Annotated in this window: 23 protein-coding genes and 1 pseudogene; 20 read left to right on the top strand and 4 right to left on the bottom strand. The window is 72.0% G+C overall.

All coding sequences use genetic code 11. The annotated features are described in order from the left end of the window. The first annotated feature begins 5 nt into the window (after positions 1-5). Positions 6-953 (top strand): alpha/beta fold hydrolase, encoded by a 948-nt coding sequence (locus ACI797_RS08340; RefSeq protein ID WP_456858154.1) that lies wholly within the window; start codon positions 6-8, stop codon positions 951-953. Between the two features lie 686 nt (positions 954-1,639). On the opposite strand, the gene ACI797_RS08335 is transcribed toward ACI797_RS08340, so the two are convergent. Continuing rightward, positions 1,640-2,647, bottom strand: coding sequence for an NADP-dependent oxidoreductase (locus ACI797_RS08335; protein WP_456858153.1), 1,008 nt, complete (start codon positions 2,645-2,647; stop codon positions 1,640-1,642). Between the two features lie 248 nt (positions 2,648-2,895). On the opposite strand from ACI797_RS08335, the gene ACI797_RS08330 reads away from it, so the two are divergent. The 13 genes from ACI797_RS08330 (at position 2,896) to ACI797_RS08270 (ending at position 16,876) form a co-directional block, all read left to right on the top strand. Then, positions 2,896-3,831 (top strand): SAM-dependent methyltransferase, encoded by a 936-nt coding sequence (locus tag ACI797_RS08330; protein WP_456858152.1) that lies wholly within the window; start codon positions 2,896-2,898, stop codon positions 3,829-3,831. Positions 3,832-4,088: 257 nt separating this feature from the next. Next, entirely contained in the window at positions 4,089-5,228 is a 1,140-nt protein-coding gene (gene srmL, locus ACI797_RS08325; RefSeq protein ID WP_456858151.1) for a PheS-related mystery ligase SrmL, read from the top strand. A 520-nt stretch (positions 5,229-5,748) separates the two neighbouring features. After that, entirely contained in the window at positions 5,749-6,993 is a 1,245-nt protein-coding gene (locus tag ACI797_RS08320; protein ID WP_456858150.1) for an amidohydrolase family protein, read from the top strand. A 7-nt stretch (positions 6,994-7,000) separates the two neighbouring features. Further along, positions 7,001-7,543 carry a VOC family protein gene (locus tag ACI797_RS08315; protein WP_456858149.1) on the top strand — a complete coding sequence of 181 codons (543 nt, stop codon included), beginning with the start codon at positions 7,001-7,003 and terminating at the stop codon, positions 7,541-7,543. Between the two features lie 308 nt (positions 7,544-7,851). Then, a complete protein-coding gene (locus tag ACI797_RS08310) occupies positions 7,852-8,532 on the top strand; it encodes a LuxR C-terminal-related transcriptional regulator (RefSeq protein WP_456858148.1) in 681 nt (226 codons plus the stop codon). A 67-nt stretch (positions 8,533-8,599) separates the two neighbouring features. After that, the gene (locus ACI797_RS08305) at positions 8,600-9,421 is read left to right on the top strand and encodes an SGNH/GDSL hydrolase family protein (RefSeq protein ID WP_456858147.1); all 822 of its coding nucleotides are present in this window, start codon (positions 8,600-8,602) and stop codon (positions 9,419-9,421) included. A gap of 54 nt (positions 9,422-9,475) precedes the next feature. Continuing rightward, entirely contained in the window at positions 9,476-11,248 is a 1,773-nt protein-coding gene (locus tag ACI797_RS08300) for a sensor histidine kinase (protein ID WP_456858146.1), read from the top strand. A gap of 949 nt (positions 11,249-12,197) precedes the next feature. Then, a complete protein-coding gene (locus tag ACI797_RS08295) occupies positions 12,198-12,692 on the top strand; it encodes an RNA polymerase sigma factor (protein WP_456858145.1) in 495 nt (164 codons plus the stop codon). Beyond that, positions 12,689-13,558, top strand: a complete 870-nt coding sequence (locus ACI797_RS08290) for a hypothetical protein (RefSeq protein ID WP_456858144.1) — start codon at positions 12,689-12,691, stop codon at positions 13,556-13,558. Before ACI797_RS08295 ends, ACI797_RS08290 begins: the two co-directional genes overlap by 4 nt. Further along, complete coding sequence (locus tag ACI797_RS08285) at positions 13,555-14,418, top strand: ABC transporter ATP-binding protein (protein WP_456858143.1); 864 nt, start codon at positions 13,555-13,557, stop codon at positions 14,416-14,418. Before ACI797_RS08290 ends, ACI797_RS08285 begins: the two co-directional genes overlap by 4 nt. Further along, entirely contained in the window at positions 14,415-15,371 is a 957-nt protein-coding gene (locus ACI797_RS08280) for a hypothetical protein (RefSeq protein WP_456858142.1), read from the top strand. Before ACI797_RS08285 ends, ACI797_RS08280 begins: the two co-directional genes overlap by 4 nt. Positions 15,372-15,379: 8 nt before the next feature. Continuing rightward, positions 15,380-16,015, top strand: coding sequence for a hypothetical protein (locus tag ACI797_RS08275; protein WP_456858141.1), 636 nt, complete (start codon positions 15,380-15,382; stop codon positions 16,013-16,015). A gap of 303 nt (positions 16,016-16,318) precedes the next feature. Then, positions 16,319-16,876, top strand: coding sequence for a hypothetical protein (locus ACI797_RS08270; protein ID WP_456858140.1), 558 nt, complete (start codon positions 16,319-16,321; stop codon positions 16,874-16,876). Positions 16,877-17,099: 223 nt separating this feature from the next. Here ACI797_RS08270 and ACI797_RS08265 read toward each other — a convergent pair whose 3' ends face one another. From ACI797_RS08265 to ACI797_RS08255, 3 genes and pseudogenes are all read right to left on the bottom strand, one after another. Continuing rightward, on the bottom strand, positions 17,100-17,834 hold the full coding sequence (locus ACI797_RS08265; RefSeq protein WP_456858139.1) for an HpcH/HpaI aldolase family protein: 735 nt from the start codon (positions 17,832-17,834) through the stop codon (positions 17,100-17,102). Positions 17,835-18,112: 278 nt separating this feature from the next. Further along, positions 18,113-19,069, bottom strand: coding sequence for an SDR family NAD(P)-dependent oxidoreductase (locus ACI797_RS08260; protein ID WP_456858138.1), 957 nt, complete (start codon positions 19,067-19,069; stop codon positions 18,113-18,115). Positions 19,070-19,168: 99 nt separating this feature from the next. Further along, a pseudogene (locus tag ACI797_RS08255) lies at positions 19,169-19,597 on the bottom strand (lipocalin-like domain-containing protein). A 324-nt stretch (positions 19,598-19,921) separates the two neighbouring features. Here ACI797_RS08255 and ACI797_RS08250 point away from each other — a divergent pair. The 6 genes from ACI797_RS08250 (at position 19,922) to ACI797_RS08225 (ending at position 25,600) form a co-directional block, all read left to right on the top strand. Further along, complete coding sequence (locus tag ACI797_RS08250) at positions 19,922-20,272, top strand: helix-turn-helix domain-containing protein (RefSeq protein ID WP_456858137.1); 351 nt, start codon at positions 19,922-19,924, stop codon at positions 20,270-20,272. 833 nt (positions 20,273-21,105) lie between these two features. After that, on the top strand, positions 21,106-22,185 hold the full coding sequence (locus tag ACI797_RS08245; RefSeq protein ID WP_456858136.1) for an amidohydrolase family protein: 1,080 nt from the start codon (positions 21,106-21,108) through the stop codon (positions 22,183-22,185). Next, on the top strand, positions 22,076-22,555 hold the full coding sequence (locus ACI797_RS08240; protein WP_456858135.1) for a metal-sulfur cluster assembly factor: 480 nt from the start codon (positions 22,076-22,078) through the stop codon (positions 22,553-22,555). The genes ACI797_RS08245 and ACI797_RS08240 overlap by 110 nt, the downstream gene beginning before the upstream one ends. A gap of 176 nt (positions 22,556-22,731) precedes the next feature. After that, entirely contained in the window at positions 22,732-23,613 is an 882-nt protein-coding gene (locus ACI797_RS08235) for an alpha/beta fold hydrolase (protein ID WP_456858134.1), read from the top strand. A gap of 116 nt (positions 23,614-23,729) precedes the next feature. After that, on the top strand, positions 23,730-24,101 hold the full coding sequence (locus tag ACI797_RS08230) for an EthD domain-containing protein (protein ID WP_456858133.1): 372 nt from the start codon (positions 23,730-23,732) through the stop codon (positions 24,099-24,101). Positions 24,102-24,331: 230 nt separating this feature from the next. Continuing rightward, positions 24,332-25,600 carry an acyl-CoA dehydrogenase family protein gene (locus ACI797_RS08225; RefSeq protein WP_456858132.1) on the top strand — a complete coding sequence of 423 codons (1,269 nt, stop codon included), beginning with the start codon at positions 24,332-24,334 and terminating at the stop codon, positions 25,598-25,600. Positions 25,601-25,638 lie beyond the last annotated feature (38 nt).

The following is a 25,638-nucleotide window of genomic DNA, read 5'->3' as shown; positions in this document are numbered from 1 at the left end:
ACGGCGTGGACGACGCCGCCCACGAGGCAGCTCAGCCGTCGGACGCCGGAGGGGCGCCTGGACATGCGGGATGGCCGCATCTCGATGGAGTGCAGCACCGCTTCGTCCAGCTACCGGACCTGCGTATGCACGTGGCCGAAGCAGGCCACGGCGAGCCGGTCGTGCTCCTGCACGGCTTCGGGCAGCACTGGTGGGAGTGGCGGGCCGTGCTGCCGGCGCTGGCGGAGCGCTACCGGGTGATCTGTCCCGACCTGCGCGGCGCGGGGTGGACCGACGCCCCCGCCGTGGGCTACACCGGCGAGCAGCAACTGGCCGACGTCGTCGCGTTGCTCGACGAGCTGGGCCTGCAGCAGGTCCGCCTGATCGGGCACGACGCCGGCTCCTTGGTCGGCTTCGATCTGTGCCTGCGGTACCCGGAGCGGGTGCACAGCTTCGTGTCCACGGGAGCCCCTCACCCCTTCGCACGGTTCCATCCGCGGATGCTGCAGGGCGGCTGGCGGCTGTGGTTCCAGCCCGTGATCGCCTCGCCCGTCCTCGGGCCCGCGGGACTGAGCGCGGGGAGCCAGTGGCTCACGCGCTACGTGTTCCAGAGCTTCACGGCCCCGGGCTTCACCTGGCCCGAGGAGGACTTGGAAGCCTTCGTCGCCCGGCTGCGGGATCCGGCCCGCGCCCGCGCGGGGTCGGCGCTCTACCGCCAGTTCATCGTGCCGCAGATCTGGCGGATCTTCCGCGGGCGCTACCGCGGCATGCGGCTGAGCACACCGACCCGGGCTCTGTACGGGACCGAGGACCGTGTGCAGTCCCCGGAGATAGGGGCGCACGTGCTGAGTGGATACGAGAGGCATGCGGACGACCTCGCGCTCGTCTGGGTCGACCAGGCGGGGCACTACGTGGTGGACGAGCGGCCCGACGCCGTGGTGAGCGCGGCGCGAGAGTTCCTCTCTCGCTCATGAACTCGCGCGCCCGGCCGCTGAAGTCGGTCGGCGCAGAATGCAGGGACGGTTCGCCGTCGTCGTAGCGGAATCGCCGCTGCGGGGACGATCGGGCTGTGCGGATCTGCTGGGCGACCAGATCTGCACGCAGGCGTCGAGCGCCCCGCGCGTTGTCGCCAACACGAACGAATCGGTGTCGTGGAGCGCTCCGGCCAGCCGGGGGCCTTCTGCAGGGCGTCTCCAAGGGGCTGCCGAACCCGGCACACCCTGCCGGGGACGACGCCGTCGGGGTCCTCGATGTCGCGCGGGTCGCCGCGGTCCACGACGGGCGAGCGATGAGACAGAGCGGGCAGGTGAACGCCGCCCCTGTCGCGACGCCTCTGCCGGCTGCGAGCGCCGCTGGCGGGGTCGTTGCCATCGCTGCTGCCTGACGGTGTCTGCCCACATCCCCACGAGCTGTCGGTAAGCCTCGTCGGTCAGCTTCCGCACGTCGTCCTCGCAGCGCAGCAACCGCCGGCGCAGTTCCACGACGCGGGAGTAGGCGACCTCGAGCCGGTCCCGGGTCGCGGCGAACTGGGCGGGGGGGTCGGCGGATGTGGTCGTCGGGGTGGTCACGAGGACCTCCCGAGGGTCGTACGGCGCAGCGCTGAGCTCGCGCCGAACTTCCGCGCTGCCGCCGACGAGGTCAAGGCCCTCCCACCCAGGGCTCAGCGGTCGAGGGCCAGCACGAGCTTGCCGGTGTGCGCACCGGTGAACAGGCCGAGCAGCACGGGGACGAAGTCCTCGACGCTGCCGTGCACGACCTCCTCCCGGGCGAGGAGGTCACCGGCGTGCAGCCAGCCGGCGAGTGCGCCGATGGCCTCGGGAAAGCGGTCGGCGTAGTCGAGTACCAGCATCCCGGTCATCGAGGCGCGCGCCACCAGCAGCATCAGGTAGTTCGCCGGGCCTCGGACACGCTCGGCGTTGTACTGCGAGATGGCGCCACAGATGACGACCCGGGCGCCGCGGGCGAGCCGGGTGAGGGCGGCGTCGAGGATCACCCCGCCCACGTTGTCGAAGTACACGTTCACCCCGTCCGGGGCGAGCCGCCGGAGCTCGGCCGCGACGTCCTGGTTCTTGTAGTCGATGGCCGCGTCGAACCGCAGCTCCTCGACCAGCCGGCGGCACTTGTCCGGGCCGCCGGCGATGCCGATCACCCGGCACCCGTGGATGCGGGCGAGCTGACCGGCGACGCTGCCGACCGCGCCTGCCGCAGCCGACACGAGGACCGTGTCCCCCGGCTCCGGGCGACCGACGTCGAGCAACCCGAAGTAGGCGGTCAGGCCGGTGCCTCCGAGCGCGCCGAGGTACCTGGGCAGCGGCGCGACGTCCGGATCCACCCGGCGCACGCCGCGGCCATCGGAGACGGCGTACTCCTGGACCCCGAAGAAGCCGAGGACCCAGTCGCCGACCGCGAACCCCGGGTGCGCGGACGCGGTGATCCGGCCGATCCCGCCGGCCCGCATGACCTCGCCGATGCCCACCGGCGGCAGGTAGGAGCGCACGTCCCTCATCCAGCCGCGCATCGCCGGATCGAGGGACACGTACGTGACCTCGACGACGAACTCCCCGTCCCCCGGCTCCGGGACCGGCTCGGTGGTCACCGCGAAGTCCGTCGGCGCCGGCAGGCCCGATGGCCGCGACGTGAGACGCAGTCGGCGGTAGCTCGCGGTCATGCGGCCTCCCTGCCCGTCCCGAGCCGGTGGCCGTCCAGTGTCGGGCGTGCACGGAGAGGTGTCACCGGGGGACGTCCTCCGGACGACCGCCGTCATTGGATGGGACCTCGACCACGAGGTCCCCGCCGGTGCCGTCCGTCCCCGCATCGGGTCCCGGGCCCGGTGACCTGTGTGCGGTCCTGCGCCATCCTGGCCCTCCGGGGGCTCACCGGGCCCCCGGCCGTTGCGATCCGAAGCGGGGTGCGGCCATGCACGCGGACGGCGACACCGGCCAGGCGGTCGGGATGGAGGAGATGGCCCGGCGCGTCGGCCAACTCACGGACGCGGCGTTCGCGCTCGCCGCGGTCGCCGACGCACTGCGTCAGGACACTCCCGGCCTCCTGTCCGAGGAGCAGGGCCGGGTCCTCGCCGAGCTGGGGATGGCCGTACGGAGCGCGGAAGGCGGCTGGGCGCTCGTCCCGCACCTGGCCCAGCTGCCTGACCGGATCCGCCGCGGGCTGGCCCAGCGGCTGGCGGTGACCCTGCGGCGGGCCGCGGCGGCCGCCGACGGCCGGCTGACCTGGGTGGAGCAGGACCTCGCGCTCAAGGTCGACCTCGGCCGGCTGTCCGGCCCGGCCGCGACCACGTTCGTCACCCAGCTCGCGCCCCGGCTGGGCGATCTCGCCGACCGGCTCGCCGCACCGGGCACGGCCGTCCTCGACGTGGGTACCGGGGTCGGGGAGATCGCGGTCGCCTTCGCGGAGGCGGCTCCGTCGCTGCGGGTGGTCGGCATCGACGTGCTCGACGACGTCCTCGACGTCGCCCGGCGGACGGTGGCCGAGCGCGGGCTGTCGGCGCGGATCAGCCTGCGGCACCAGGACGTCGCGGCGCTGAGTGAGGTCGAGGCCTACGACCTGGTCTACCTGCCGGCCTACTTCGTGCCGGAGCACGCCGTCGTCACCGCGTTGCCGCGGATCCACACGGCGTTGCGCCCCGGCGGCTGGCTCGTCGTGGCCGCGCATCCCGCGGCCGAGAGCCCGCTCGGCCGCGCCGTCTGGGCGTGGCGGCAGGCCGGCGGCGACGCCTGCGCCTGGGACGCCTCGGAGACGGTCCGGCGGCTGCGGGCAGCCGGACTCCAGCAGGTGCACACGGTCGTGTTCCATCCGCTGGTGCCGGCCCTCGTCGTCGGGGTCCGCGCCGGATGAGGGGTTCGCGCCGTGGACGCCGCCGCCGCCGGCGTGCGACCCCGCGACGCTCAGCCGGCGTCGTCGTGACCCATTCTCGTGGACGATGGCGCCCGAAGAGGGCTACCGTCGGTCCGTGCCCGGACGCGCAACCTCGTTTTCCTGCCCCCGGCTGCCGAGCAGCCGTGCGGGCTCCGAGGTCTGCCGGTAGTCCCGTTCACGGAGCCGTCGGTCGGGGGTGAACTCGCCACCCGACCCGACATCCTGAGGGGGACTCCGTGACCACCCTGCTCTCCGCCGACGACCTGAAAGTCGCTCTCGAGCTGCGAGACCTGTCCGACCCTGCCGGCGGGCCGCATGCGATGCAGCTGCTGCTCGACGACGTGCTGACCGCGCTGACCGACGCGTGGGGCTGCACCCTCGACCTGCAACGGCGCGCGCCGCTGGTAAGCGTCGAGGACAACTACGACCGCCTCGGCTACGCCGCCGAAGACGTCACCCGCGACGCCCGGTACAGCCGCTACGCCGCAGAGACGGTCATGCTGCGCAGCCACACCAGCGCCGGCATCCCGCCCGCCCTGCGCGCCGTCGCCGCGAGCACCCGCGAAGACGCCGCGGAAGCCGACGTCCTGCTGGCGCTGCCCGGCCTGTGCTACCGCCGGGACAGCATCGACCGGCTGCACGTGGGCACCCCGCACCAGGTCGACCTCTGGCGCATCGCCAGCGGCGCCGGCGGGCGACTGGACGAGGACGACCTGCAGCAGATGATCAAGCTGCTCGTCGACACCGTCCTCCCCGGGGCACGCTGGCGCACCCATCCGGCCCGGCACCCCTACACCCGCCGCGGCCTGCAGATCGACGTGGACACGCCGACCGGCTGGGTGGAGCTGGCCGAGTGCGGGTTGGCCGCCGACCGGGTGCTGGCGAGGGCCGGCCTGGATCCCGCCAGGTGGAGCGGACTGGCCCTGGGCCTGGGCCTGGACCGAGCGCTGATGCTGCGCAAGGGCATCGACGACATCCGCCTGCTGCGCTCGACCGAGCCGCGCATCGCCGCCCAACTGCGCGACCTGAGCCCGTGGCGGCCGGTGTCAGGGCAGCCGCCGGTACGCCGTGATCTGTCGATCGTCTCCGACGCGCCGGTCGACGCCGAACTGCTCGGCGACGCCGTCCGCGCCGCCCTCGGTCCCGCCGCCGACGACCTGGAGTCCGTGACCGTCGTGACCAGCACCGGCTACTCCGACCTGCCGGCCACCGTCCGCGGCCGGCTGGGCCTGCGCCCAGACCAGGTCAACGTGCTGCTGCGTCTGGTGCTGCGCCCGCTGTCGGGCACCCTGACCGACAAGCGGGCCAACGAACTACGCGACGAGGTCTACGCCGCCGTCCACCACGGACCGCACCGGGAATGGGCGGCCCGGTGACCGCCCGCCCACGTCGACGCGTCACATGCCCCGGCAGGCGGCAACGGCCAGGGTGTGCGGTCCCGCGCCGGCACCGCCGCCGAGTTCGCCGCGAACGAGCGGCACCGGGCGGGCAGTCGATCAAGGCACCTGCGGCACGCCGATCAGGCGACGGGAAGTACGGCCGGCGCACGGAAATGAGTGGCCGGACCGGGCCGGCCAGCGGACCATCAGCCCTCTCGGCACGAACCGTGAGGGGGTGCCATGAGCGAGAGCTGGTGGTCTACTGGCGGCCCGGCTTCGGCTCGCGGGCATCCCGTTCCACTCGGCCAACATCTGGGACGACCCCGACGCGGCCGCCCTCGTGCGGTCGCTCAACCACGGTGATGAGCTGGTGCCCACCGTTCGTATCGGCGTTGACCGCTACCTGAGCAACCCGTCGTTCCGCGAACTCCGCGCCGCTCTCCGAGCGGGCGCGCACCCTGCACCGGAGGACGACGGCGGCCGACGCTGACGGCCCTCCGGCAGGAAGGAGCCAGTGATGGCCGGCAGAGCGGTCATCCGCGCAACCCGGGCCTTCGACGGTGACCAGGTGCTGGCCGGCGGCGCAGCGGTGTTCGTCGAGGATGGCCGCATCGTCGGGGTCGAGCCGGTGGCGGCGCCGGTGCCGGCCGGCTGGCCGGTGCGCGACTTCCCCGACGCGACGGTGCTGCCCGGGCTGATCGACATGCACGTGCACCTGTGCGCCGACAGCCGCAACGGCGCGCTCGACCGGCTGAGGGCGCTCACCCACGACGACCTCGACGCGGTCATCGACGAGTCGCTGCGGACCCAGCTCGCCGCGGGGGTGACCACCGTGCGCGACCTGGGCGACCGGCGCTGGGCAGTGGTGGACCGCCGCGACGCGGGAACTCCGGGTCTGCCCACGATCGTGGCCTCGGGGCCGCCGATCACCAGCGTGCGCGGGCACTGCTGGCACATGGGCGGCGAGGCCGCGGGGCCCGAGCAGTTGCGGGCCGCGGTGGCCGAGCGGGCCGCACGCGGTGTCGACGTGGTGAAGGTGATGGCCAGCGGCGGTGGCACCACACCCGGCACCGATGTGCTCAGCTGCCAGTTCACCGCCGAGGAGCTGCGGCTGGTGGTCGAGGAGGCGCACGCGGCTGGGTTGCCGGTGACCGCCCACGCGCACGGGCTGCCCGCCGTGGAGCAGGCGCTGGCTGCCGGCAGTGACGGCATCGAGCACTGCACCTGCCTGACCGCGGCAGGGCACAGGCCGACGCCGGAGGTGCTCGCGGCCCTGGTCGGCCAGCAGGTTGTCGTCTGCCCCACGCTGGGACAGGCGGCGGGCGTGCCGGTGCCTGCGCCGCTGGTGGCGATGATGGCCCGGGCCGGGCTCACGCCGGAGAGCGGCCGGGCTGAGCGGTTCGCGATGGTCGCCGCCATGCACCACGCCGGCGTCGTGCTGGTGTCGGGGACCGACGGCGGGATCGGCGCCGCGAAGCCGCACGGTGTGCTCACCGACGCCGTCAGCGAGCTGACCGAGTGCGGGTTCTCCCCGGCCGAGGCGCTGGCCTCGGCCACCGCCGTGCCCGCCCGGCACCTGGGGCTCGCGGACCGCAAGGGACGCCTGCGGGCCGGCCACGACGCCGACGTGCTGCTGGTCGCCGGGGACCCGCTCACCGACCCGACCGCCCTCGAGCGGGTCGCGGCGGTCATGGTCGGCGGCGTCTGGGCCGGCGTGCACCCACGACCCCGCACACCCGCCGAACCTGCGCTAGGGGGATGAGCGCGCCGTGGGCCTCGGGCTGAGCCGGATCAAGCACGTCAAGCTGCCGGTCACCGACCTGCGGCGCAGCGCCGCCTGGTACGCCGAGCTGTTCGACCTCGAGCTGGTCACCGAGTACGCCGAGGCCGGCGAGGTCCGCGGGGTCGCGCTGTACGACCCGGACTCCGGGATCGAGATCGACCTGCGCCGACGAGAGTTCTGCGCGGGCCGGCCCGACCTGGCCGGCTTCGACGTCTTTGCGCTCAGCGCACCCGCCGAGGAGGCCCTGGCCGCCGTCGTGGAGCGCTGCGACCGGCTCGGCGTCGCCCACACCGAGGTGTGGCGCTTTCCCGGGTTCGGCGCCGGCATGGACATCCCCGACCCGGACGGGATACCGGTGCGGGTCGTCTGGCACGACCCCGACGGTCCGCTGGGGCGGCATGACTTCCTAGGGGTGGAGCCCGGCGCCGACGGCCGGCCGCAGACGTACCAGCAGCCGCGGCTGAACCTCGAGCGTCCGGGCGCAGACGCCGACATCCCCGGAACCCCGCGTCGTGCGCCGGCCGGGTAGCCGACGGCGGGCCCCCGTGGTCCCCACACGGTCCGCACCACGGGCCGACACGGCAACGTCGCGAGCGCAGCAGGCTGTGCGCCCCGCCGGCCACGGGGGGAGCCGGCGGGGCGGCTGCACTGCACTGCCGCCGGGCCTTCCCGGGGCGCATCCTGTGCGGCGCGAGACCGGCCCCGGACGACGCCGGTGCGGTCAGCCCCGTCGACCGGGTCCGTCGTGGCTTCATGCTCCCGCGCACAGCGGACCTGCGGTGCGGACGGCGGTGACCGCTGCGCCCCGGCTCTGCGATGCCCTGGCAGGGAATGGTCATGCGGGTCGCGGTGGCTGAGGACTCGCTGATCGTGCGCGAGGGACTGACCAGGTTGCTGGAGTCCAGGGGGCACGCGGTGGTGGCCGCCGTGGACCGCCCGGACCGCCTGGCGGCGGAGGTCGCCCGAACGCAGCCCGACGTCGTCGTCGTCGACATCAAGATGCCGCCCACGTTCACCGACGAGGGGCTGCGAGCGGCGGCGGTGATCCGCCACCGCCACCCGGACGTCGGGGTGCTGGTGCTCTCCCAGTACGTGGCACCCGGCTACGTGACCTGGCTGCTGGAGCAGGCGCCGGACCGGGTGGGCTACCTGCTCAAGGACCGGCTCGTGGACGCCGGTGCTCTCGTCCGGGCCCTGGAGCGGATCGCGGCCGGCGAGACCGTGGTCGACCCGGAGCTCGTCCGGCTGCTGATGCGCAGCCGCGCGCACTCCGGTCCGCTCGGCAGTCTCACCGAGCGCGAGCGGCAGGTCCTGGCGTTGATGGCCGAGGGGTTGTCCGACCGCGGCATCGCCGACCGCCTCGTCGTCTCGCTGCACACCGTCGGTACACACGTACAGCACGTCTTCCGCAAGCTGGCGATCCCCGACACCGAGGCCGACAACCGCCGGGTGCGGGCCGTCGTGACCTGGCTGCAGAACGGGCCACCGACACCGTCCGGGCCACCGCAGGGAACATGACCGGACAGGCCCAGGATCAGTGTTTTCCGGGACGTGCGGGACGGCGCGCCCGCCGACCGTTCCGCCCATGACCACACGACTCCTCCGCCTGCTCGGCGTCCTGCTCTGCGCCGTCGCGCTCGCCCTCGCTGCCACCGTCGCCGCGTCACCCGGCGCGAGCGCCGCGGCGGCGCCGCCGATCGACTACGTCGCCCTCGGCGACTCCTCAGCCTCCGGGCAGGGAACCGGCCTCTACGACCTGGGCGGCTCCCCCTGCTGGCGCTCCGGCGCGGCGTACGGGCCGCTCTGGGCGCAACGGCACGCCGCCCGGTCCTTCGCCCTGCTGGCCTGCTCCGGCGCCACCACCCTCGACGTCCTCGCCACACAGGTGCCGCAGATCCCCCGCGACACCGACCTGGTGACCCTCACGATCGGCGGCAACGACGTCGGCTTCTGGCCGATCATGCAGACCTGCACCCTCGCGGTGGACGACCAGGCCTGCCTGGCAGCCATCGGACAGGGCACGGTGATCGCGACGACCGTGCTTCCGGTGCGGCTGTCGGCGCTGCTGGTGGCCGTCCACCGAGCGGCACCGCACGCGCGGGTCCTGGTCCTCGGCTACCCCAGGCTGTTCGAACTCGGCCCCTGCCCCGCGCCGGTGCCGAACGAGACCCGCCGGACCGCCCTCAACGCCGGCGCCGACCTGCTCGACCAGGTCATCGGCACGGTCACCCGCGCGTTCGGTGACACCTTCGTCGACGTCCGGGACCGCTTCACCGGGCACGGCATCTGCGCCCCGGCCGGGCAGGACTGGATCAACGGTCCCCTCGCCGGCGTGGACACCTACCACCCCGACCGCGACGGTTACGCCCTCGGCTTCCTCCCCGCGCTCACCGCCGCCACCGGGTGACCCCCGGCGGCCGGTGCGCTCCCCCACTGCCCCCGCCGGTGCGACCATGTCCCGGTGGCCGAGGTCGAGGGCCGCCCGACAGGCCCGCGGCTGATCCTCGCCGCCGCGGCGGGGGTCGCCGCGCTGGCCGTCGGGCAGGTGTCGCTCGGCGTCGCCCTGTACGACGGTCCGCCGCCGATGTGGCTGCTCTCCGGCTTCCTCGGCGGGCTGTTCTTCGCCGTCGCCGGGGTCGTCGTCTGGCGGGTGCGCCCTGGGAGCCGCACCGGACCGCTGATGGTGGGCTTCGCCGTCCTGCAGATGCTCCGTCAGGTCGTCCTCCCCGCGGACACCCTCGCCGGCGAGCTGTGGGCGCTCGCCCTGGTGGTCCCGGTGATCCTCCTCGGGCCCGTGCTGGTGGGGTGGCTGCTGCTCGGCTTCCCGTCCGGACGGCTCCCGGGACGGGCCGAGCGCATCGTTGTCCGCACCGGCTTCGCGCTGGTCCTGGTCGCCACCGTGGCGCTCACCCTGACCTACACCCCGGTGCCGTGGCTCTGTGGGGACCTCTGCGCTCCCAGCCGCTTCGCCGTCGCGCAGAGCCTGCCGCTCTTCTTCGCCGTGCGGATCGTCGTGCGGGTCGGGTTCATCGCCCTGGCCCTCGCCGTGGTGGTGCTGCTGGTGCGGCAGGCGCGCCGGTGGACCCCGCGGCAGCGCCGCAGCCGTGTCGTCGTCCTCGTCGCCGGCTGCCTGGCGGCCGCCGGCTACGTCGCCTCGGAGGCAGTCGCCCTGGCCGGCTACGCCCGGTGGCTGCCGCCCGGCCTGTCGGTACCGCTGGAGCACCTCGCGCTCTGGTCGGTCGCCCTCGCGCTGCCCGCCGCGCTGCTGTTCGCCATCCTGCGCGAACGGCTCGCCGTCGGCTCGGTGGGCGCCTTGCTGGTGCAGCTGGAGCGCGCGCCCGCCGAGCAGATCGAGCCCCTCCTGGCCCGGGCCCTGCGCGACCCGGAGTTGCGGGTGGCCTTCCCGACCCCGACCGGGCTGGTCGACTCCCAGGGTGCGGTGGTCCAGCCGCGGCCCGACCAGGAGCTGACCCCGCTCGGCGACCCGCCGGTCGCCGAGGTCATCCACGACCCGTCCGTGGCCGAGCACCGGGCGCTGCTCGACGCGGCCGCGTCGGCCACCCGGCTGGCGCTGGAGAACGCCCGGTTGCAGGCCGAGCTCCGGGCACGGCTGAGCGAGGTCCGCGCCTCGCGCCTGCGCATCGTGGCCGCCGCCGACCAGGCACGGCGGCAAGTGGAGCGCGACCTGCACGACGGCGCCCAGCAGCGCCTGCTCGGCGTCGGCCTGGCGCTGCAGGTCCTCGAGCAGGAGATCCCGCGGCGTGGCCCGGCCGCGGCCCTCCTCGAGGACGTCCGGGAGGAGCTGTCCACCGCCGTCCGCGAGCTGCGGCGGCTCGCCGCCGGGATCTACCCCGCCGTGCTCACCGATCAGGGACTGCGCCCTGCGCTGGACGCGCTGGCCGCGAACTGCCCGCTCCCGGCCGAGGTGACCGGCGGCGACCCCGGGCGGCTACCCACCACCGTGGAGACGACCGCCTACTTCTGCGCCAGCGAAGCGGTGGCCAACGTCGTCAAGCACGCCGGCGCCAGCCGCATCCTGATCCGGCTCGACGAGGAACCCGACCGCCTCCTGCTCACCGTGGCCGACGACGGTGTAGGCGGCGCGCGCAGGGAGGGCGCCGGGCTGCGCGGCCTGGCCGACCGGCTGGCCACCGTCGAGGGGCGACTCACCGTCGACAGCCCCCCGGGCGGCGGCACCCGGTTCCGCGCCGAGCTCCCCCGCGGATGGCCCTGAACGCGAGCGGCGCAGGTTCCACCGGCGGCGACGCCCCGGCGGCCCCGCCGCGGCGGTCGCCTCCGCGGTCGGCCCGCCGTCCTCGAGGGCCGGCATGCCGTACCGCTCCGCCCACCAGTCCCACGGCACGGGACAGGCGGCCCAGCACCCAGAGGCGAGGATCTCCCACACCAGCTCAGATCTCGATCCATCGGAGCCCATGACCCCTCCGATGCCGTGTCGGTCCGGCGGCGGACGAGACCAGCATCGATCCGCCGGGACGGTCCGCGGATCACGGATTTCCCTGATGTGTCATCGACGACGGACACGCAGGCTGACGACATGTCCGGCCAGGGCGCAGCGCCAGGACGGTGTGCCTGTCCTTCTCCGCTCCGTCGGGACCGGACACGCTGGCATTGATCCACGCCTTGGCCTCCCGAGCCTCGGACGCCGCGCCACCAGCAGCGGAGAAGAGCGGAGCCGAGCCACGACCTGCCGACTCCGCGGCGGGCTCCGGCCGCGCTGCCCGGCCGGTGCGCCCACGTGTGCCGGGGCGGCCGGCGAAGAACCCCTGCGTCAGCCGGGGGTGCAGCGGGGCGGCGCACGGAGGCTTCCCCGGCAGCGCCCACGCGGATGCCGGGGTATCGCCTGAGCAGCGGCCACGCCGAACGAGGGCCGGTCCGGAACTGCGGCATCGCAGGTCCGCGTAGTAGCGGGGGGACCGGCCGAACCACCGCTCTCGCTGTTGGTCATTCAGGCGTTTACGGCCGTCTGATCGAGGCGCACGGCGCGGGCCTGGACGAGGGTGGCTGGGACCTGGCGCGCGCCTTGGGTGGCCTGGCCGCCCGAGGCCCGCAGACCCTGGTCCGGACGACCCTCCGCCTACACACTTCGGCGGCAGCGAACACCTCGGGGCCCCCGGAGCTACAGGTGAAGCATGAGGCAGGAGCCGCGCTCGGACGGTGACCTGTTGCGAGCGGTCGCAGACCGGGACCGCTCGGCGCTGCACGAGCTCTACGACCGGCACGGGCCGTGGCTGCGCGCCCGCCTCGGCCGCCGGTGCAGCGACGACGGCGTGGTCGAGGAGGTCCTGCAGGACACGTTTCTCGCCGTGTGGCGCAAGCCCACGGGGTACCGCGGCGAGGGCGACGTGCCCGCCTGGCTCTGGGGCATCGGGATCCGCCGGCTGCTGGCCGCCATACGGCCGCGCCGCCCGTTGCCACTGCGGCTGCTCATGCCCCCGCCCGCGCCCTCCGCCGAGGACGAGGTCCTCCTGCGCGTCGAGCACGGTGACCTCGCCGTGGCCGTCAACGGCCTCTCCCCGGAGCTGCGCGCCGTCGTTCGCGCGGTCGTGCTGGATGGCCTCACCAGCCGCGAGGCGGCCCGGCTGCTCGGAGTGCCCGCAGGCACCGTCCGCACCCGGATGGCCCGGGCCCGGATCCAGATGCAGGAGGCGCTCACATGAGCGAGCCCGCGAGCTGGCACGTCGACGCTGAGACGTCGGCCGGGTACCGGGACGGGTCCCTGACCGACGCGACCACCGCGGCGTCGGTCGAGACGCACCTGCTGCAGTGCGCGGGGTGCCGCATCGCCCTCGCGACGGGTGCCCCTGCCGCCGCCCTGCAGCGGCACGACCGGGGCTGGGCAGCCCTGACCGTCGCGATCGACGGCGAGCCGGCGACCGTGGCCGAGCGCGTGCTCGGCCGTGTCCTGCCCTTGCACCTGGTGCGCCTGCTGGCCGCGGCGCCTGCCCTGAGACGGGCCTGGTGGGTGGCCGGGACCGGCCTGCTGGCGTTCGCGCTGACGGTCTCCTTCATCGGCGACGGGGCCGCCGGCACGGCGGTCTTCGTCGTCACCGCCCCGCTCCTGCCGCTGGCCGGCGTCGCCCTCGCCTACGCCGCGGTCGACGACGTCGCCGGTGAGGTCTCCGGGACCACGCCCTACTCGCGGTTCCGGCTGCTGTTGCTGCGCACCGCCGCGGTGGCCGCCGCGACCCTCCCCGTCGCCGGACTGCTCGCCTGGGCGCTGCCCGTCGAGGGCCGGCCGGCCGGCCTGTGGCTGGCACCCGCGCTGGCGCTGTGCGCCCTGACCCTCGCCCTCTCCGCCCGCCGGGACCCGCGCCGGGTCGCCGCGGTGCTCACCGCGCTCTGGCTCGCCGCGTCTTGGACCGCGCTGCTCCCGGTCCGCGCACCGCTCCCGGTCGCCGAGGCGCTCGAGCGGTCCCTCGCCTTCCGCCCGCCGGGGCAGGTGGCGCTGCTGTGCGTCGCCGCCGTCGCCCTCGCCGTCGCCGTCACCCGCCGCACCGACTTCGAGGACTGGAGCAGGAGATGACCCCACCCGTTGCGCTGGCGGGCGTCGGCAAGCGCTTCCGCGGCACTACCGCGTTGCACCCCGTGACCCTGGACCTGCCGCCCGGGGTGACCGGCCTGCTCGGCCCGAACGGCGCCGGCAAGACGACGCTGCTGCGGATCGTGGCGACGGCGCTGTCGCCGGACCGCGGCACCGTCTCGGCCCTCGGGCACGACCCGGCCGACCCGGCCGGGCGGCTGGCGATCCGCCGCCGGCTGGGCTACCTACCCCAGGACTCCAGCGCCTACGCCGGCTTCACGGCCTTCGCGTTCGTCGACTACGTCGCCGTCCTCAAGGAGATGACCGACCGGGCCACCCGGCACGCGGAGGTCCGGCGGGTGCTGGACGCCGTGGGCCTCGGCGACCAGGCCCACCAGCGCATCCGCGCCCTCTCCGGCGGGATGCGCCGCCGCGTCGGGCTGGCCCAGGCGCTGCTCGGCCGCCCGGACCTGCTCGTCCTCGACGAGCCGACGGCCGGCCTGGACCCCGAACAGCGGCTGCGGTTCCGGGAGGTGCTGGCCGGCCTGCCGGCCAGCACCTGCGTGGTGCTGTCCACGCACCTCACCGAGGACGTCGCCGCACTGTGCCCGCGGGTGGTCGTCCTCCATTCCGGCCGGGTGTTGTACGAGGGAGAGACGTCCGGTCTCGCCGCGCTGGCTGACGGCCGGGTCTGGGACGCCGACGCCGCCGATCCGGGAGCCACCGTCTCCTGGCGCACCGCGCAGGGCAGGTTCCGCAACGTCGGCTCCCCACCGCCGGGGGCCGACGTGGTCCCGGCGGGGCCAGAGCACGGATACCTCCTGCTGACCAGCACGGCCGCGTCCGTGGAGGTGGCCTCGTGACCGCCGCCGTCTCGGCCCCACCCGCCGTCGTCGGCCGGAACACCCTCGGCGCCCTGGCCGGCGCCGAGATCCGCTACGCCGCCCGGAGCCCGCTGCTCTGGGCCGGTGCCGCCGGCTCGGTCGCCCTGGCCTGGTGGGCCGGTACGGACGGCGGGTTCGCCGCGCCGAAGCCGATGCCCGAGGGCTACGCCCTGTGGGAGTACCCCGTGGCGCCGCTCGCCTTCACCGCCTTCCTCGCGGCGAACGCGGCCGCCCTCCGGGACCGGCCCGCCACGACCGCAGAGCTGTTCGGCAGCACCCCGGCCCGCGGGTGGGAGCGGACGGCGGGATTGCTCCCCGCCGCCGTGGTGCCCGCGGTCCTGGCCCTGGCCGTCCTCGCCGGCCAGTACCTGACCGTCCTGGCCAGAGGCGGCGCGGTGCTGGGCGACGGGCGTTCGACCAGCACGTTCGACCCGGCACCGGTGGAGCTGCTGGGCGGCCCGCTGGCGGTCGCGTGCTCCTTCGTCGCCGGGGTCGCGGTGGCCCGGCTGGTGCGTTCGCGGGCGACCGGGGCCGTGCTCGGCATCGTCGGCTGGGCCACCTTCTTCGTCATGTTCTACGCGTGGGTCTACGCCCCCTTCGGCCTGTTCGCCGTGACCCGGTCCTCGGTGGTCGCCACGGACCTCGGCATGGACCCGTCGGCGGCGCAGGTGTCGGCGCACCAGGCCGCTGAGCCACCGGGCGGCTTCGTCGACGGGTTCCTCGGGCTGGACCGATCCCTGGCCTTCTACGGGACGCACCTGGTCTACGTGGCCGGCGTGACGCTGACCCTTGCCGGGTTCGCGCTGGCGCGCAGCGGCCGGGACCGCCGCACACGGTGGGTGCTGGCGGTGGGTCTGTCCCTGGTGGTGCTGGGCCTCGCCGGGCAGCTCGGAACCCACGAGGGTGACCTGGGCTGGCTGGCCCCGCTGTGAGCACCGGCGTGCCGTGGCCGGCCCTGCTCGCCGCCACCCGGCCGGTGCTGGCGTGGCGCACCCTCGTCGCAGCGGGCGGCGCCGCGCTGGCCGTGACGGCCCTGCTCGCCGTCCTGCCGGCGCCGTTCGACACCCTGCTCCCGGGCCTGGCCGTGCTCGTACTCGCCTGCGGCCTCGGTGGGGCCGCCGACGACGGCACGGCGGCCTTGACCACGGCCACCCCCGTGACGGTCCGCCGGCGCCTGCTGGCCCGGGCGGCGCTGGCCCTGCCGGTGTCGGCCACAGGGCTGACCGGCGTCGTCCTCCTCGCCGCCGCGGGCGGGGCCCATCCGGGCTGGGGACTGGTGCGGCTGTGGGCGGCGCTCGGCGTCCTCGCGCTGGCGGTGGGAGCAGTCGGCCGCCGGGCGGGGGTGCCGGGGACGGTCTCGGCGACGTTGCTCCTCAGCGCCGGGCTCGTCCTGCACATGTCGCTGCCGGAGGCAGTGCTGCGCGCGGCGCCGTGGAACTCCCCGGGGAAGCGGTTCGCCCTCGTCCTGGCCGTTGCCGCGGTGGCACTCGCGTGGGCGACCCGGGACCCCGCCGCGCGGGGCGAGAGGATGTCCGGCTCGGCTCACGACCCCGACGTCGCTGCCGGAAGGGCGTGACGGGCCTCGCGCAACGACGTCAGCTGAGAAGCTGGCGCCAATGACAGTGGGCCCTCCGATCTTGTCAGGCTTCGCGGACGGACCGATCTCCAGCACGATCGCTTGAGGTTTCGAGGCCCTTCTGGTCCGGCCAGCGAGGGTGCAGCGCAGGCAGCTCAGTGCTCGGCGGTCCGCACCGGCGCAGCAGGAGATCAGTGCGGTGAACTGGAAGGGCAGTACCTCGGGAGCTGCTGGTCAGCATCCCGAGCAGCAGTGCGAGCGGGTCGCGGCCGATCAGCTCGTCGGCACCGGCGTCCGGGCACGATGGAGAGCCGGGCATACCGCGGGAGTACCCCCGGTCCGGCCTCCATCGACCAGGGCAGCCGGCCGCGGTCCGCGGAACTCAGGCGAGCGCCGTACGGCAGCGGGCCAGCATGCTGCCAGCTGGCCTATCCTGCGCTGGCCCGCGCACCGCACCGGTTCTCCTCGGCAGCGCTGCTCCCCGGCGCGTACCCGGCCTACGTACGACGCAACGCGCGGCGGTCCCTGCGGCAGCTGTGGGCCAGCCGCTTCATCGTCTTCTTCCGGCTGGCCGGCCGGCGCGTCACCCGGAACGACTTCGCCTACGTCGAGCGGCTGTGGCGGCGCCCGGCTCCGTCGTTCACCCCACCGACCGAGCACCTCGCGCGCGTGAAGCGCACGTTCGCTGCAAGCATGCCGGCACTGGTCGCGATGTACCGCGCCGGCGGCATCGCCATCCCGCCGGAGCCGGTTCCGGTGCCCACGCGCGACGTCGGCGGCGCCGAAGACGGCTGCGCCCTGCCGCTGCTCGCCGACGGTCAGGGCGAGCTGTTCAGCGGGGGCTACGGCGCGGAGACCTGAGAAGGCACCGGCCACTTCCCCACCTCCACAGCCGGATCGCACGGCGGCCGCCGTCCCGGACTGGATGAGTCGTCACGACCCGGGCTGCGAGTGTGGAGTGCGAGGTCGCCGACCGGTCCACGTCGTCCCGACCGGGGGGCAGGCGATCGCGGCTCCTGCGAGGCTCGCTCGTCGCTCCTTCTGAGTGGGATGGCCGGTGCGGGCGATCAGGTCAAAGGCGCCGTCAGACGGCCCGCCACTCCACCGTCCTGCGGACGAACTGCTCGAGCACGAGCACGTCGAAGCCGTGCCAGAGCAGGCGGTAGCCCCTCCCGAGCAGCGCCTGCGTCTGCTCCGGCGTCAGGGCCGCGCCGCCGAGCGGGATGCCGGCCTCCGAGACCACGCGCTCCACGTGAGTGATCGCCTCCACCAGCTCTGGCGCATCGAGCTGTCCCGACACGCCCATCTCGGTGGAGAGGTCGAACGGGGCGACGGTCAGGCAGTCGATGCCGTCGACACGGCAGATCTCCTCGATGTTGTCGACGGCGCTGCGCGTCTCGATCAGCAGCGTGCAGACCGTCTCGGCGCCGCGTCGGCCGAGGTACTCGAACACGTCCACGCCCCACCGCGAGTGGGCCACGAACGGCCCCCATCCCCGCCGTCCCTCGGGCGGGTACCGGGTCAGGGCCACGCACTCGGCTGCCGACTCCGCGGTGGTGACGAGCGGGAAGACGATCCCCTCGGCGCCGGCGTCGAGGGCGGTCTTCACCGCGGCCTGGTCGCAGCCGGGCACCCGGACCCAGGGGGAGCACCGGGTCCCAGCGGTGCTGGCGACCATCGCGTGCAGGTTCTCGGGCCCGATCGGGCCGTGTTCCTGGTCGATCATGACGACGTCGGCGCCGCCCGCCGCCAGAGCCTGCGTGACGACGGCGGACGGGACGACGTTGATGAACGCCGCGAGCGGGGCCTGGCCCCGCATACGGTCCCGGACACCCGGCATGGCCCCTCCCGCCCATGCATCCGCCCGCAGGGGGGACCACGGGACGGCCCGTCGTGACGGGGCCACCGTGCCAGAACCTCCGCCACGGCGTCCACGACGTCACACGCCGTGCGGGCCAAGCCGGCCGCAACCGGAGTGCGATGGCCGATGGACGCCATGGCAAGGACAACGGTGGCGATGAGTTGATCCCGTGTCAGTGCGGTAGCGCGGTGACTACGTGGGGGTCGTGGGAGAGGGCCGACGGCGACCGGCCCCCCTCACGGCGAGCTGGTGCTCTGCAGGTCACCGGTGTGCGGCAGTCCGGCCGGGGAGGACGTCGTCTCGGCGGGTGGGGACTGCGGCGCTGTGCCGGTGGCGCCGGCACGGCCGGTCCGGGTGGCCATCGTCGCAAACAGCCGCGTCAGCAACGGCGGGGACAGCCGCATCAGCCGCCACAGGACCCGGGCCTGCCGAGGGACGACGATGAGGGCCCGGTTGCGGTCGATACCGCGCAGCACCTCCTCCGCGAGCGCGTCCGGGGACAACAGCCGCCCCCCGCTGGCGCGGGTGATCTCCGCGCGGACGTCCCGGGCCTCGGCGCTCGGCACCGGGGGCAGGTCTGCCGGAGGGCGCTGGTCGAGGAGTGGTGTGTCCACGCCCCCGGGGCAGACGACGCTGACCTGCACGCCCTTGTCCGACGCCTCGGCGCGCAGGCTGAGCGACAGGCCGACGACCGCCCACTTGGTCGTGGCGTACGGCGCGCCGGTCGGCATGGGCAGCAGCCCGCCGACCGAGGCGGTGTTGACGATGTGCCCGTGGCCCTGCCGCACCATGAGCGGGTAGGCAGCCTGGACGCCGTTGACCACACCGAGCAGGTTGACGTCGATGACCCGCCGCCAGTGCGCGACGGTGAGCTCCTCGACGTTGCCGCCCATCCCGATGCCGGCGTTGTTCACCATCAGGTCCAGCCGGCCGTACCGCCGCGCGGTCTGGCTCACCAGGTCGGCGACCGCTGCCGGATCCCGGACGTCGACGGCGGCGGCCGTCGCCGATCCCGGGCCGGTGGCCGCCAGCCGGTCGGCCGCCGCGGTCGCGGCGGGACCGTCCAGGTCGGCCAGCACGACCTCGTCCCCGCGCCGGACCAGAGCCGCGCCCAGCGCCCGGCCGATGCCGGAGGCCCCGCCGGTCACGATCGCGACGCGCGGCATCGTCCGGATCACCGATCGACCGCTCATTGCGGCACCTCCTGCGACGGAGAACCGCCAGGGTAGGCGGCCGGGTTTCGGTGGCCCAGAGGCCGACGTCCCGGCCCAGCGGCCACGGCTCGTCACGCCTCAGTCCGCGCGGCGCCACCGCAGCTCATGGGTGAGCACCCGGCCGCCGAAGTCGGTCGGCGGAGGATGCAGGAACAGGTCGCCGTCGTCGAAGTGGAACCGCCGCTGCTGCACGCTGCCCGCCATCGGCGGGAAGAGGCTCAGCTCGAGAGTGTGCAGAACGGTGTCCCCGCGCACCTCCCACCGCCCGGTTTAGGCGAGGTAGGTGGCGAACGCCCGCGCCTGCTCGGCCTCCGACGCGGCGAACGGAACCGGACTCATCACCGGCCGGTCGGTGCCGGCGAACTGCGCCGCCATCCAGCCGTCCGGCAGGTACACCAGGATTCCGTCCGGACGCTCGCCGAAGGGGCGCTCGACCCGGCCGACACCGTCGACGGCGGTCCAGGAGACCAGCTGCCACCGACCGAGGAGCTCGCGCGCGCGGTCCATTGGTCACTGAAGAGCTCGTTCAGCTGGCAGCCCAATACCCCCAGATGCCTCTGGCAGAGCGCGCCTCTGACCACAGACTGGGAGCCCCGGCGGTCATCCGTCAGCCGTGGCTCCAGATCTGCTGCCACCCGGCGACCCGGGGGGCCTAGCGCGGCGGCGGAGCGTTCTGCCGCATCGGGCGCCGGCGGCCCGTGGCTGCGGGGGACCGCGGCGTTGCCGTCCTCTCGAAGTCCTCGCAGATCCTCTAAGGCTCGCCCTCCCGATGTTGGCCGGGTCCTGGACGAGCTGTACGCCGAGCACGCACGAGAGGCCACAGCGGCCCCTATGACGCTGGAGGAGCTGAAGCGCTGGACCGACCTTCAACTCCGCTGCCCGCTCCAGCTTCCACCCAGGGGCGAGGCGACCACTCAAGACGTGAACCGCCCCGGGGTTCAGTGGAGGCTCGGTTCTGCCGGGAGGCGGGCGCATCGAAGCCAGCAGGTCGGCCACGTCGCCCCGCGAGACGAGTTGCTCACGGTCGGACAGGCCGGCGAGTACCTCGGAAAGAGGGAACGGTTCATCCGTCGCCTTGTGGCAGGGCGACGGATTTCGTACGTCAAGATCGGGAAGTTCATCCGACTGCAGCGCTCGGCGCTCGACGCGTTCATCGAGGCCGGGCGGGTCCCGAGCGAGTAGCCATCACAGCCTGCGCGAGGTGCGGCATGGGAAGCGACCTGCTTCCTTCGGCGTCGCGTTCGGGGGCGAACGCCCGGCCTCAGCTCCCTGCGGAAGCGGCTCCGAGTCTGGCCCGGCCGACGTTCAGCCCTACCCGACCCGAGAGCGAGACTGAGCCAAAGATGGGGGAAAACTGGGGGGAGAACGCTAACAAGCGAAGCCTATGCGTCTCTGACCTGCAGTGATGCTCCCCCGATTGGACTCGAACCAATAACCCTGCGATTGGATCTTGGTGCAGTTGGCGGCCTCTGCCTGTAGACGGCTGAGCAGGTCAAATGCTCGATCGACCGTTGACCGGCGACGACTGCCGTGGGCTCTTGTCGGCCATATTGGGTGCACAAAGGGTGCACGAGCCAGGCCGTGTCGCCGGGCTCAGACCGCCGGGTCGGGCCGGCGTAGACGTGCAGCGCGTTGCCGCCGAGCACCAGCGGGACGACGTCGTCGGGGATGCCGAGCCCGGCCACCGCTCGCGCGTTGGCCGCCGTACCGGGCACGCCGGGCCAGTCGGTGGCGAAGATGAACTTGCGGGCCAACCGGCCGAGGTCGAAGCGGGCGTAGTACTCGGGCAGCCGTTTGGGCGGCAGGCCATGCTGCGCCGCGAGCGCACCGGCAGCTCTACCTGGGGGAACTGGCGAGCGGGATGTGCATCGTCGTGCAGCGTCTCTCGACCCGGCATGGTGACGCCGTTCACAGTCGGTTAACGATCAGCGCCTAAATGGACGTGGGCAACAGTCCCGTAAGGGCCCAGAATCGGCATTGCCTGACTCATCAAGCCCGAAGCCTTGGAGCATCACATGATCGAAGACGTCCCCGTCATTGATGCCGTCGTCCATGCCTACAACATCGACCCCTCGAACTTCGCCAACAAGTGGGGCCGTCCTTCGGCGGAATTGGTTACCGCGGCAACCTACGCTGCTCAGATTCCCGGCTATCGAGTGCCGGCCAATGAGTACATGCGCGATTGGAGCATCGAGGAGACAGCCTCTCTGGTATTCCTCGAGAGCAACACCGATCTTGCAGTGCATCACGCCCTTCCGGTCGGCGCTTTCAAGGATGGCATGGTCTCGGTAGAGAAAACCCGCGAAGCAATCACCCGGTGGCCCGATCGCTTTATTGTCTACGCCGGCGTCGACCCGATGGCGGGTCAGGCGGCGATCGATGAATTCGACCGGCAGTTCGAGCTCTTGGGTAACCCTCCTGGCCTGAAGCTGTACCCGAACAGTTGGCGCGATGATGAGGTTCTGGGCTGGAAGATGGACGACCCGGAGATCGCTTTTCCGGTGTTTGAGCATGCTCTGAACCGTGGCGTCAAGACAGTCGCGATCCACAAAGCCGTCCCTCTGGGCCCTTACGCCATGGAGCATTATCGCGTTGACGACATCGACCGCGCGGCAATGGCCTTTCCGAACCTGACTTTCGAAATTGTGCACGGCGGCTCCGCCTTTCTCGAGGAGACGGCCTGGCAAATCGCTCGATTCCCCAACGTGTTCGTCAACCTAGAGATCACCTGTGCAATGGCGGCGATCAAGCCCAAGATGTTCCAGCATGCGATGGCCAGCCTGATGTCAGTGGGAGGCCCGTACGCCGCTCAGCAGATCGTCTGGGGGACGGGGGCCATGGCGTACCACCCGCATCCGCCGCTTGAAGCGTTCTGGAACTTGCACTTCGACCAGGACGTCATGGACCAATATGGCGTGCCCCAGTTCACGCGCGAGATGAAGGCCGCGATCCTAAGTGGAAACTACGCCCGGATCATGGGGATCGATGTGGCCGAGCGTCTGGAGCGAATTGCCGACGACGAGTTCAGCAAGGCCAAGAAGGACGGTATCGCACCGCCTTACTCCACCACGCGATCGGCGGGCACGAATGAGTGAGGAAGCCGTGCAATGGCGAGGAGCCGATCTGGACGTGCCTGTTATCGATGACGACATCGCCGCGGCTCTACGAACAGTGATCGACCCTTGCAGCGCAGCGACTGGTGCACCGCTCAGTCTGCTCGAGATGGGGTTGGTCCGTCGGGTGGAGCGGAACGGCGCCCACGTGGTGGTGGATCTTCGACTCACGTCACCGATCTGTTGGAACGCGGCTCCGATGAGAGAGGCCGTTGAGCGGGCCGTTGCTGAGCTTCCCGATGTGGACTCGGTGGTCTGCAACGCCGATCACGGGATGGATTGGACGCCCGCGAACATGACCTCTGACGCGAAGCGCCGACTGCAAGTCATCCGACCGGTGCCGGCTCGGTGACCCACCCGACTGGGCCGCGCACAGATCAGTGACGTTCGGCGGCGAATTGGCTCCCGCGGCGCCGCGCCGCTTCGCGCCCCTGGGTGTGCTTCTTATCAAACAGCGCTGTCGCCTCGGTGCCGCACCCCAGCGTGGCGGGAGCATGCCCATCTTTTCCCGTACCTCAGTGCTATCGCATGGCGATGGCGGATCACACAGAAGGAGCAGCCACGTTGCCTAGCATTCGCACCCGCCACGTTCTCGTCGACGGTATCCGTACCCAGTACCTTGAAGCCGGAGATGGCGAAGAGACCATTGTCCTGTTGCACGGTGGAGCTTTCGGCGAGGACGCCTGGCTGAGCTGGGAACCGAACATTCCCGCCCTGGCGGAGCGTTATCGCGTCGTCGCGCCGGACTGGCTCGGCTTCGGCGGTACCGACAAGATCCGCGATTTCGTCTCGGGAGCGGGCCGGATGATCGACCACATGACCCAGTTCCTCAGGGTCATGTGCATCAACGACGCGCATTTCGGTGGCCTGTCGATGGGTGGCACATTCCTGCTCAAGGTCGCGGCGCTCGGAGCTCCGGAATGGCCTATCCGGTCGGTGTTCGTGGCTTCCGGTGGCGGATTCATTCCGGCGAACGATGCCCGACAGGTTCTGCTCGACTATGACCAGACCATGGAGAAGATGCAGCAGCTCGTCAGCGTCGCCTATGCCGACCCAAGGTTCGCTGAGGACGACGATTTCGTGAAGCTGCGCTGGGAGAAGTCCCTCGTGCCTGGGGCTTGGGAGACGAGCGCATCGGCGCGGTTCAAGGCACCTGCGACTCCTCCCCGCTCAGAATTCGGCCTGCCCGATGACACGCCGTACGAGCAGATCTCGGTTCCGGTGCTGTATACGGCTGGAGGAAAGGATCAGCTCCGCGAGCCAGGCTACGCGACGGAGCTTGCAGAGCGCACCCCGGATGCCCGGCTGGTCGAATTCCCCGAATGTGGTCACGTTCTTAACGTCGAGTCCGCCGACGAGTGGAACAAGCTCGTCCTCGACTTCCTGGGGGGAATATCGAAGACTTCCTGACCGACCGCCTCGGACCGAGGATGACGCCGGCTTCTCGCTGACGCACACACTGCAGATGGATCCGCTCGGATCGCTGTACCAGACATCGGGGAAACCACTAGGAAAGGAATTGAGCAATGGTGAAGCTCGTACTCATCATCAAGAAAAGGGCCGACTTGAGCCAAGCGGACTTCGACATCTACTGGCGAACCACCCACGCCCAGCTCGTCCAGAAGCACGCAGAGACGCTGCGCATCAAGAAGTACGTACAGTCGATCGGCTTCCAGTCAGAAGCTGTGGGGCAATTGCGGGCTGAGCGTGGCTGGACCAGCGAGGCTGGAGTTGACGGAGTGGCTGAGCTCTACTGGGACTCGGAGGAGGACCTGGCTGTGGGGATGTCGACCCCAGAAGGGCAGGCGGCAATGAAAGAGCTGGGTGAGGACGAGCCCAACCTCGGAGACGCTGTCGATGTGTTGATGACCGAGGAGAACGTCGTCATCAACCGCTGATCTTGTCGGTGGGCGAGCCGGTCTCGCCCGCCCACCGGCAACGCCATTTCGTTGTCGACGATGACTCGACGGCCAGTCGGGGAGCAGGTCGGGTCTTCGCGTCTGGGTTACCGAGATCCGACCTCGAACTTGGTTTACGACTCAGGTTGGGCGCAAGCCCAGGATCGTCGAATCCGTGCGATCGGGATGTGGCCGCCCCATGTGCGGCCAACCGGTACTTGGAGAAATGAATGATCGGGACGCTTCCGCAACACCCAAAGCTGGGACCGACAGGCCTCGACGCTCGGGTTCCCACCGAAGTGGCTGACCTTCAGAGCGAGTCGCGCACGTTCGCGCGGGAAGTCATGCGACCGGTAGCCGAAGAACTGGACAAGATGTCTGCAGATGACGTTGTGCGACCAGGTTCGCCACTGCATGACTTTCTGGCTGAGGTCAAGCGCACAGGTCTCGCCGACCTGGCTGCACTCGTCCAGCTCCCGCCGGAGGAGCAGGCATTGATGATGCCGGTCCTGATGGAGGAACTCGGTTGGGGAGACGCCGGCCTTGCCACCCTGTCAATCGTGCGAGACGTCGCGAAGTTCACGGCTTTCAGGCTGAACAGCGCGGAGCTTATCGAACGTGTCGGGGATGGACTGGGATGCTTCATTGGCACTCAGCCCGATCGCGGCAGCGATGCGATCGACCACCTGGGGTTGGAGACCTATCCCGGCATGCGCCCCACGGTCGGCAACCTCACGGTACGGCGGGAAGGTGCCGACTACGTGGTCCAGGGTCAATCGTCGCAGTGGATCTCAGGCGCACCGGTAGCATCGTGCGGGATCCTCCAGGCCGCCTGTGACTTCGGTGACGGCTTCTACGACGATGGCGGTCGCCTCAACTACATCGGTCTCATGGTGCCCTTCGATGAGCCCGGCGTGAGCAAGAGCCCTCCGCTCTCGAAGATCGGTCAGCGGAGCCTGCCGCAGGGCGCCATCTACTTCGACTCGGTGCGGGTGCCAGCAGAGTTCGTTGTCGCCGAAGGGGTCGACGCCCATCGAGACCTTGCGACCAATCTCGCCCTGGCCAAGACGATCGTCGCGACCGCGTTTGTCGGTGTAGGGCGGGCAGCATTCGACTATGCCTTCGCCTATACCCATGAACGTTCGCAAGGCGGTGTGCCGCTGATCAGGCATCAATCTGTGCGAGCGCGGATCTTCCAGATGTGGAACAGGCTTGAAGCGTCTCGCGCTCTGGTGCGCCGTGCGGTCGCCTATCACTACGGACCGTACGGGCCAAGTGCCATTGGCAGCATCACCGCCAAGGTGCACGCGACGGAAGCGTCGTTCGCGTTGTCTCAAGAAGCGATGCGGCTCTTCGGCGCGAACGGCTTGACGTCGGAGTACCCCGTCGAGAAGTTGCACCGCGACAGTCAGTCGTCGCTGATCGAAGATGGTGAGAACACGATTCTGGGAATCAACGTCGTCGCCATGCTTGCTCGTCCGGATTCGGTGGACGTGTGATCCCAGACCCTCCTGAGCTAGCTGCAGTTCCAGGTAAC

The organism is Geodermatophilus sp. SYSU D00691, from assembly GCF_054050275.1.
This window is presented reverse-complemented; position numbering and strand designations above follow the sequence as displayed.

Coding starts and splice junctions, on each gene's coding strand:
- ACI797_RS08335 (WP_456858153.1), bottom strand. CDS start 2,647: ATGACCGCGAGCTACCGCCGACTGCGTCTCACGTCGCGGCCATCGGGC.
- ACI797_RS08330 (WP_456858152.1), top strand. CDS start 2,896: ATGCACGCGGACGGCGACACCGGCCAGGCGGTCGGGATGGAGGAGATG.
- ACI797_RS08320 (WP_456858150.1), top strand. CDS start 5,749: ATGGCCGGCAGAGCGGTCATCCGCGCAACCCGGGCCTTCGACGGTGAC.
- ACI797_RS08310 (WP_456858148.1), top strand. CDS start 7,852: ATGCGGGTCGCGGTGGCTGAGGACTCGCTGATCGTGCGCGAGGGACTG.
- ACI797_RS08305 (WP_456858147.1), top strand. CDS start 8,600: ATGACCACACGACTCCTCCGCCTGCTCGGCGTCCTGCTCTGCGCCGTC.
- ACI797_RS08290 (WP_456858144.1), top strand. CDS start 12,689: ATGAGCGAGCCCGCGAGCTGGCACGTCGACGCTGAGACGTCGGCCGGG.
- ACI797_RS08285 (WP_456858143.1), top strand. CDS start 13,555: ATGACCCCACCCGTTGCGCTGGCGGGCGTCGGCAAGCGCTTCCGCGGC.
- ACI797_RS08270 (WP_456858140.1), top strand. CDS start 16,319: ATGGAGAGCCGGGCATACCGCGGGAGTACCCCCGGTCCGGCCTCCATC.
- ACI797_RS08265 (WP_456858139.1), bottom strand. CDS start 17,834: ATGCGGGGCCAGGCCCCGCTCGCGGCGTTCATCAACGTCGTCCCGTCC.
- ACI797_RS08260 (WP_456858138.1), bottom strand. CDS start 19,069: ATGAGCGGTCGATCGGTGATCCGGACGATGCCGCGCGTCGCGATCGTG.
- ACI797_RS08250 (WP_456858137.1), top strand. CDS start 19,922: ATGACGCTGGAGGAGCTGAAGCGCTGGACCGACCTTCAACTCCGCTGC.
- ACI797_RS08245 (WP_456858136.1), top strand. CDS start 21,106: ATGATCGAAGACGTCCCCGTCATTGATGCCGTCGTCCATGCCTACAAC.
- ACI797_RS08240 (WP_456858135.1), top strand. CDS start 22,076: ATGTGGCCGAGCGTCTGGAGCGAATTGCCGACGACGAGTTCAGCAAGG.
- ACI797_RS08235 (WP_456858134.1), top strand. CDS start 22,732: ATGGCGATGGCGGATCACACAGAAGGAGCAGCCACGTTGCCTAGCATT.
- ACI797_RS08230 (WP_456858133.1), top strand. CDS start 23,730: ATGGTGAAGCTCGTACTCATCATCAAGAAAAGGGCCGACTTGAGCCAA.
- ACI797_RS08225 (WP_456858132.1), top strand. CDS start 24,332: ATGATCGGGACGCTTCCGCAACACCCAAAGCTGGGACCGACAGGCCTC.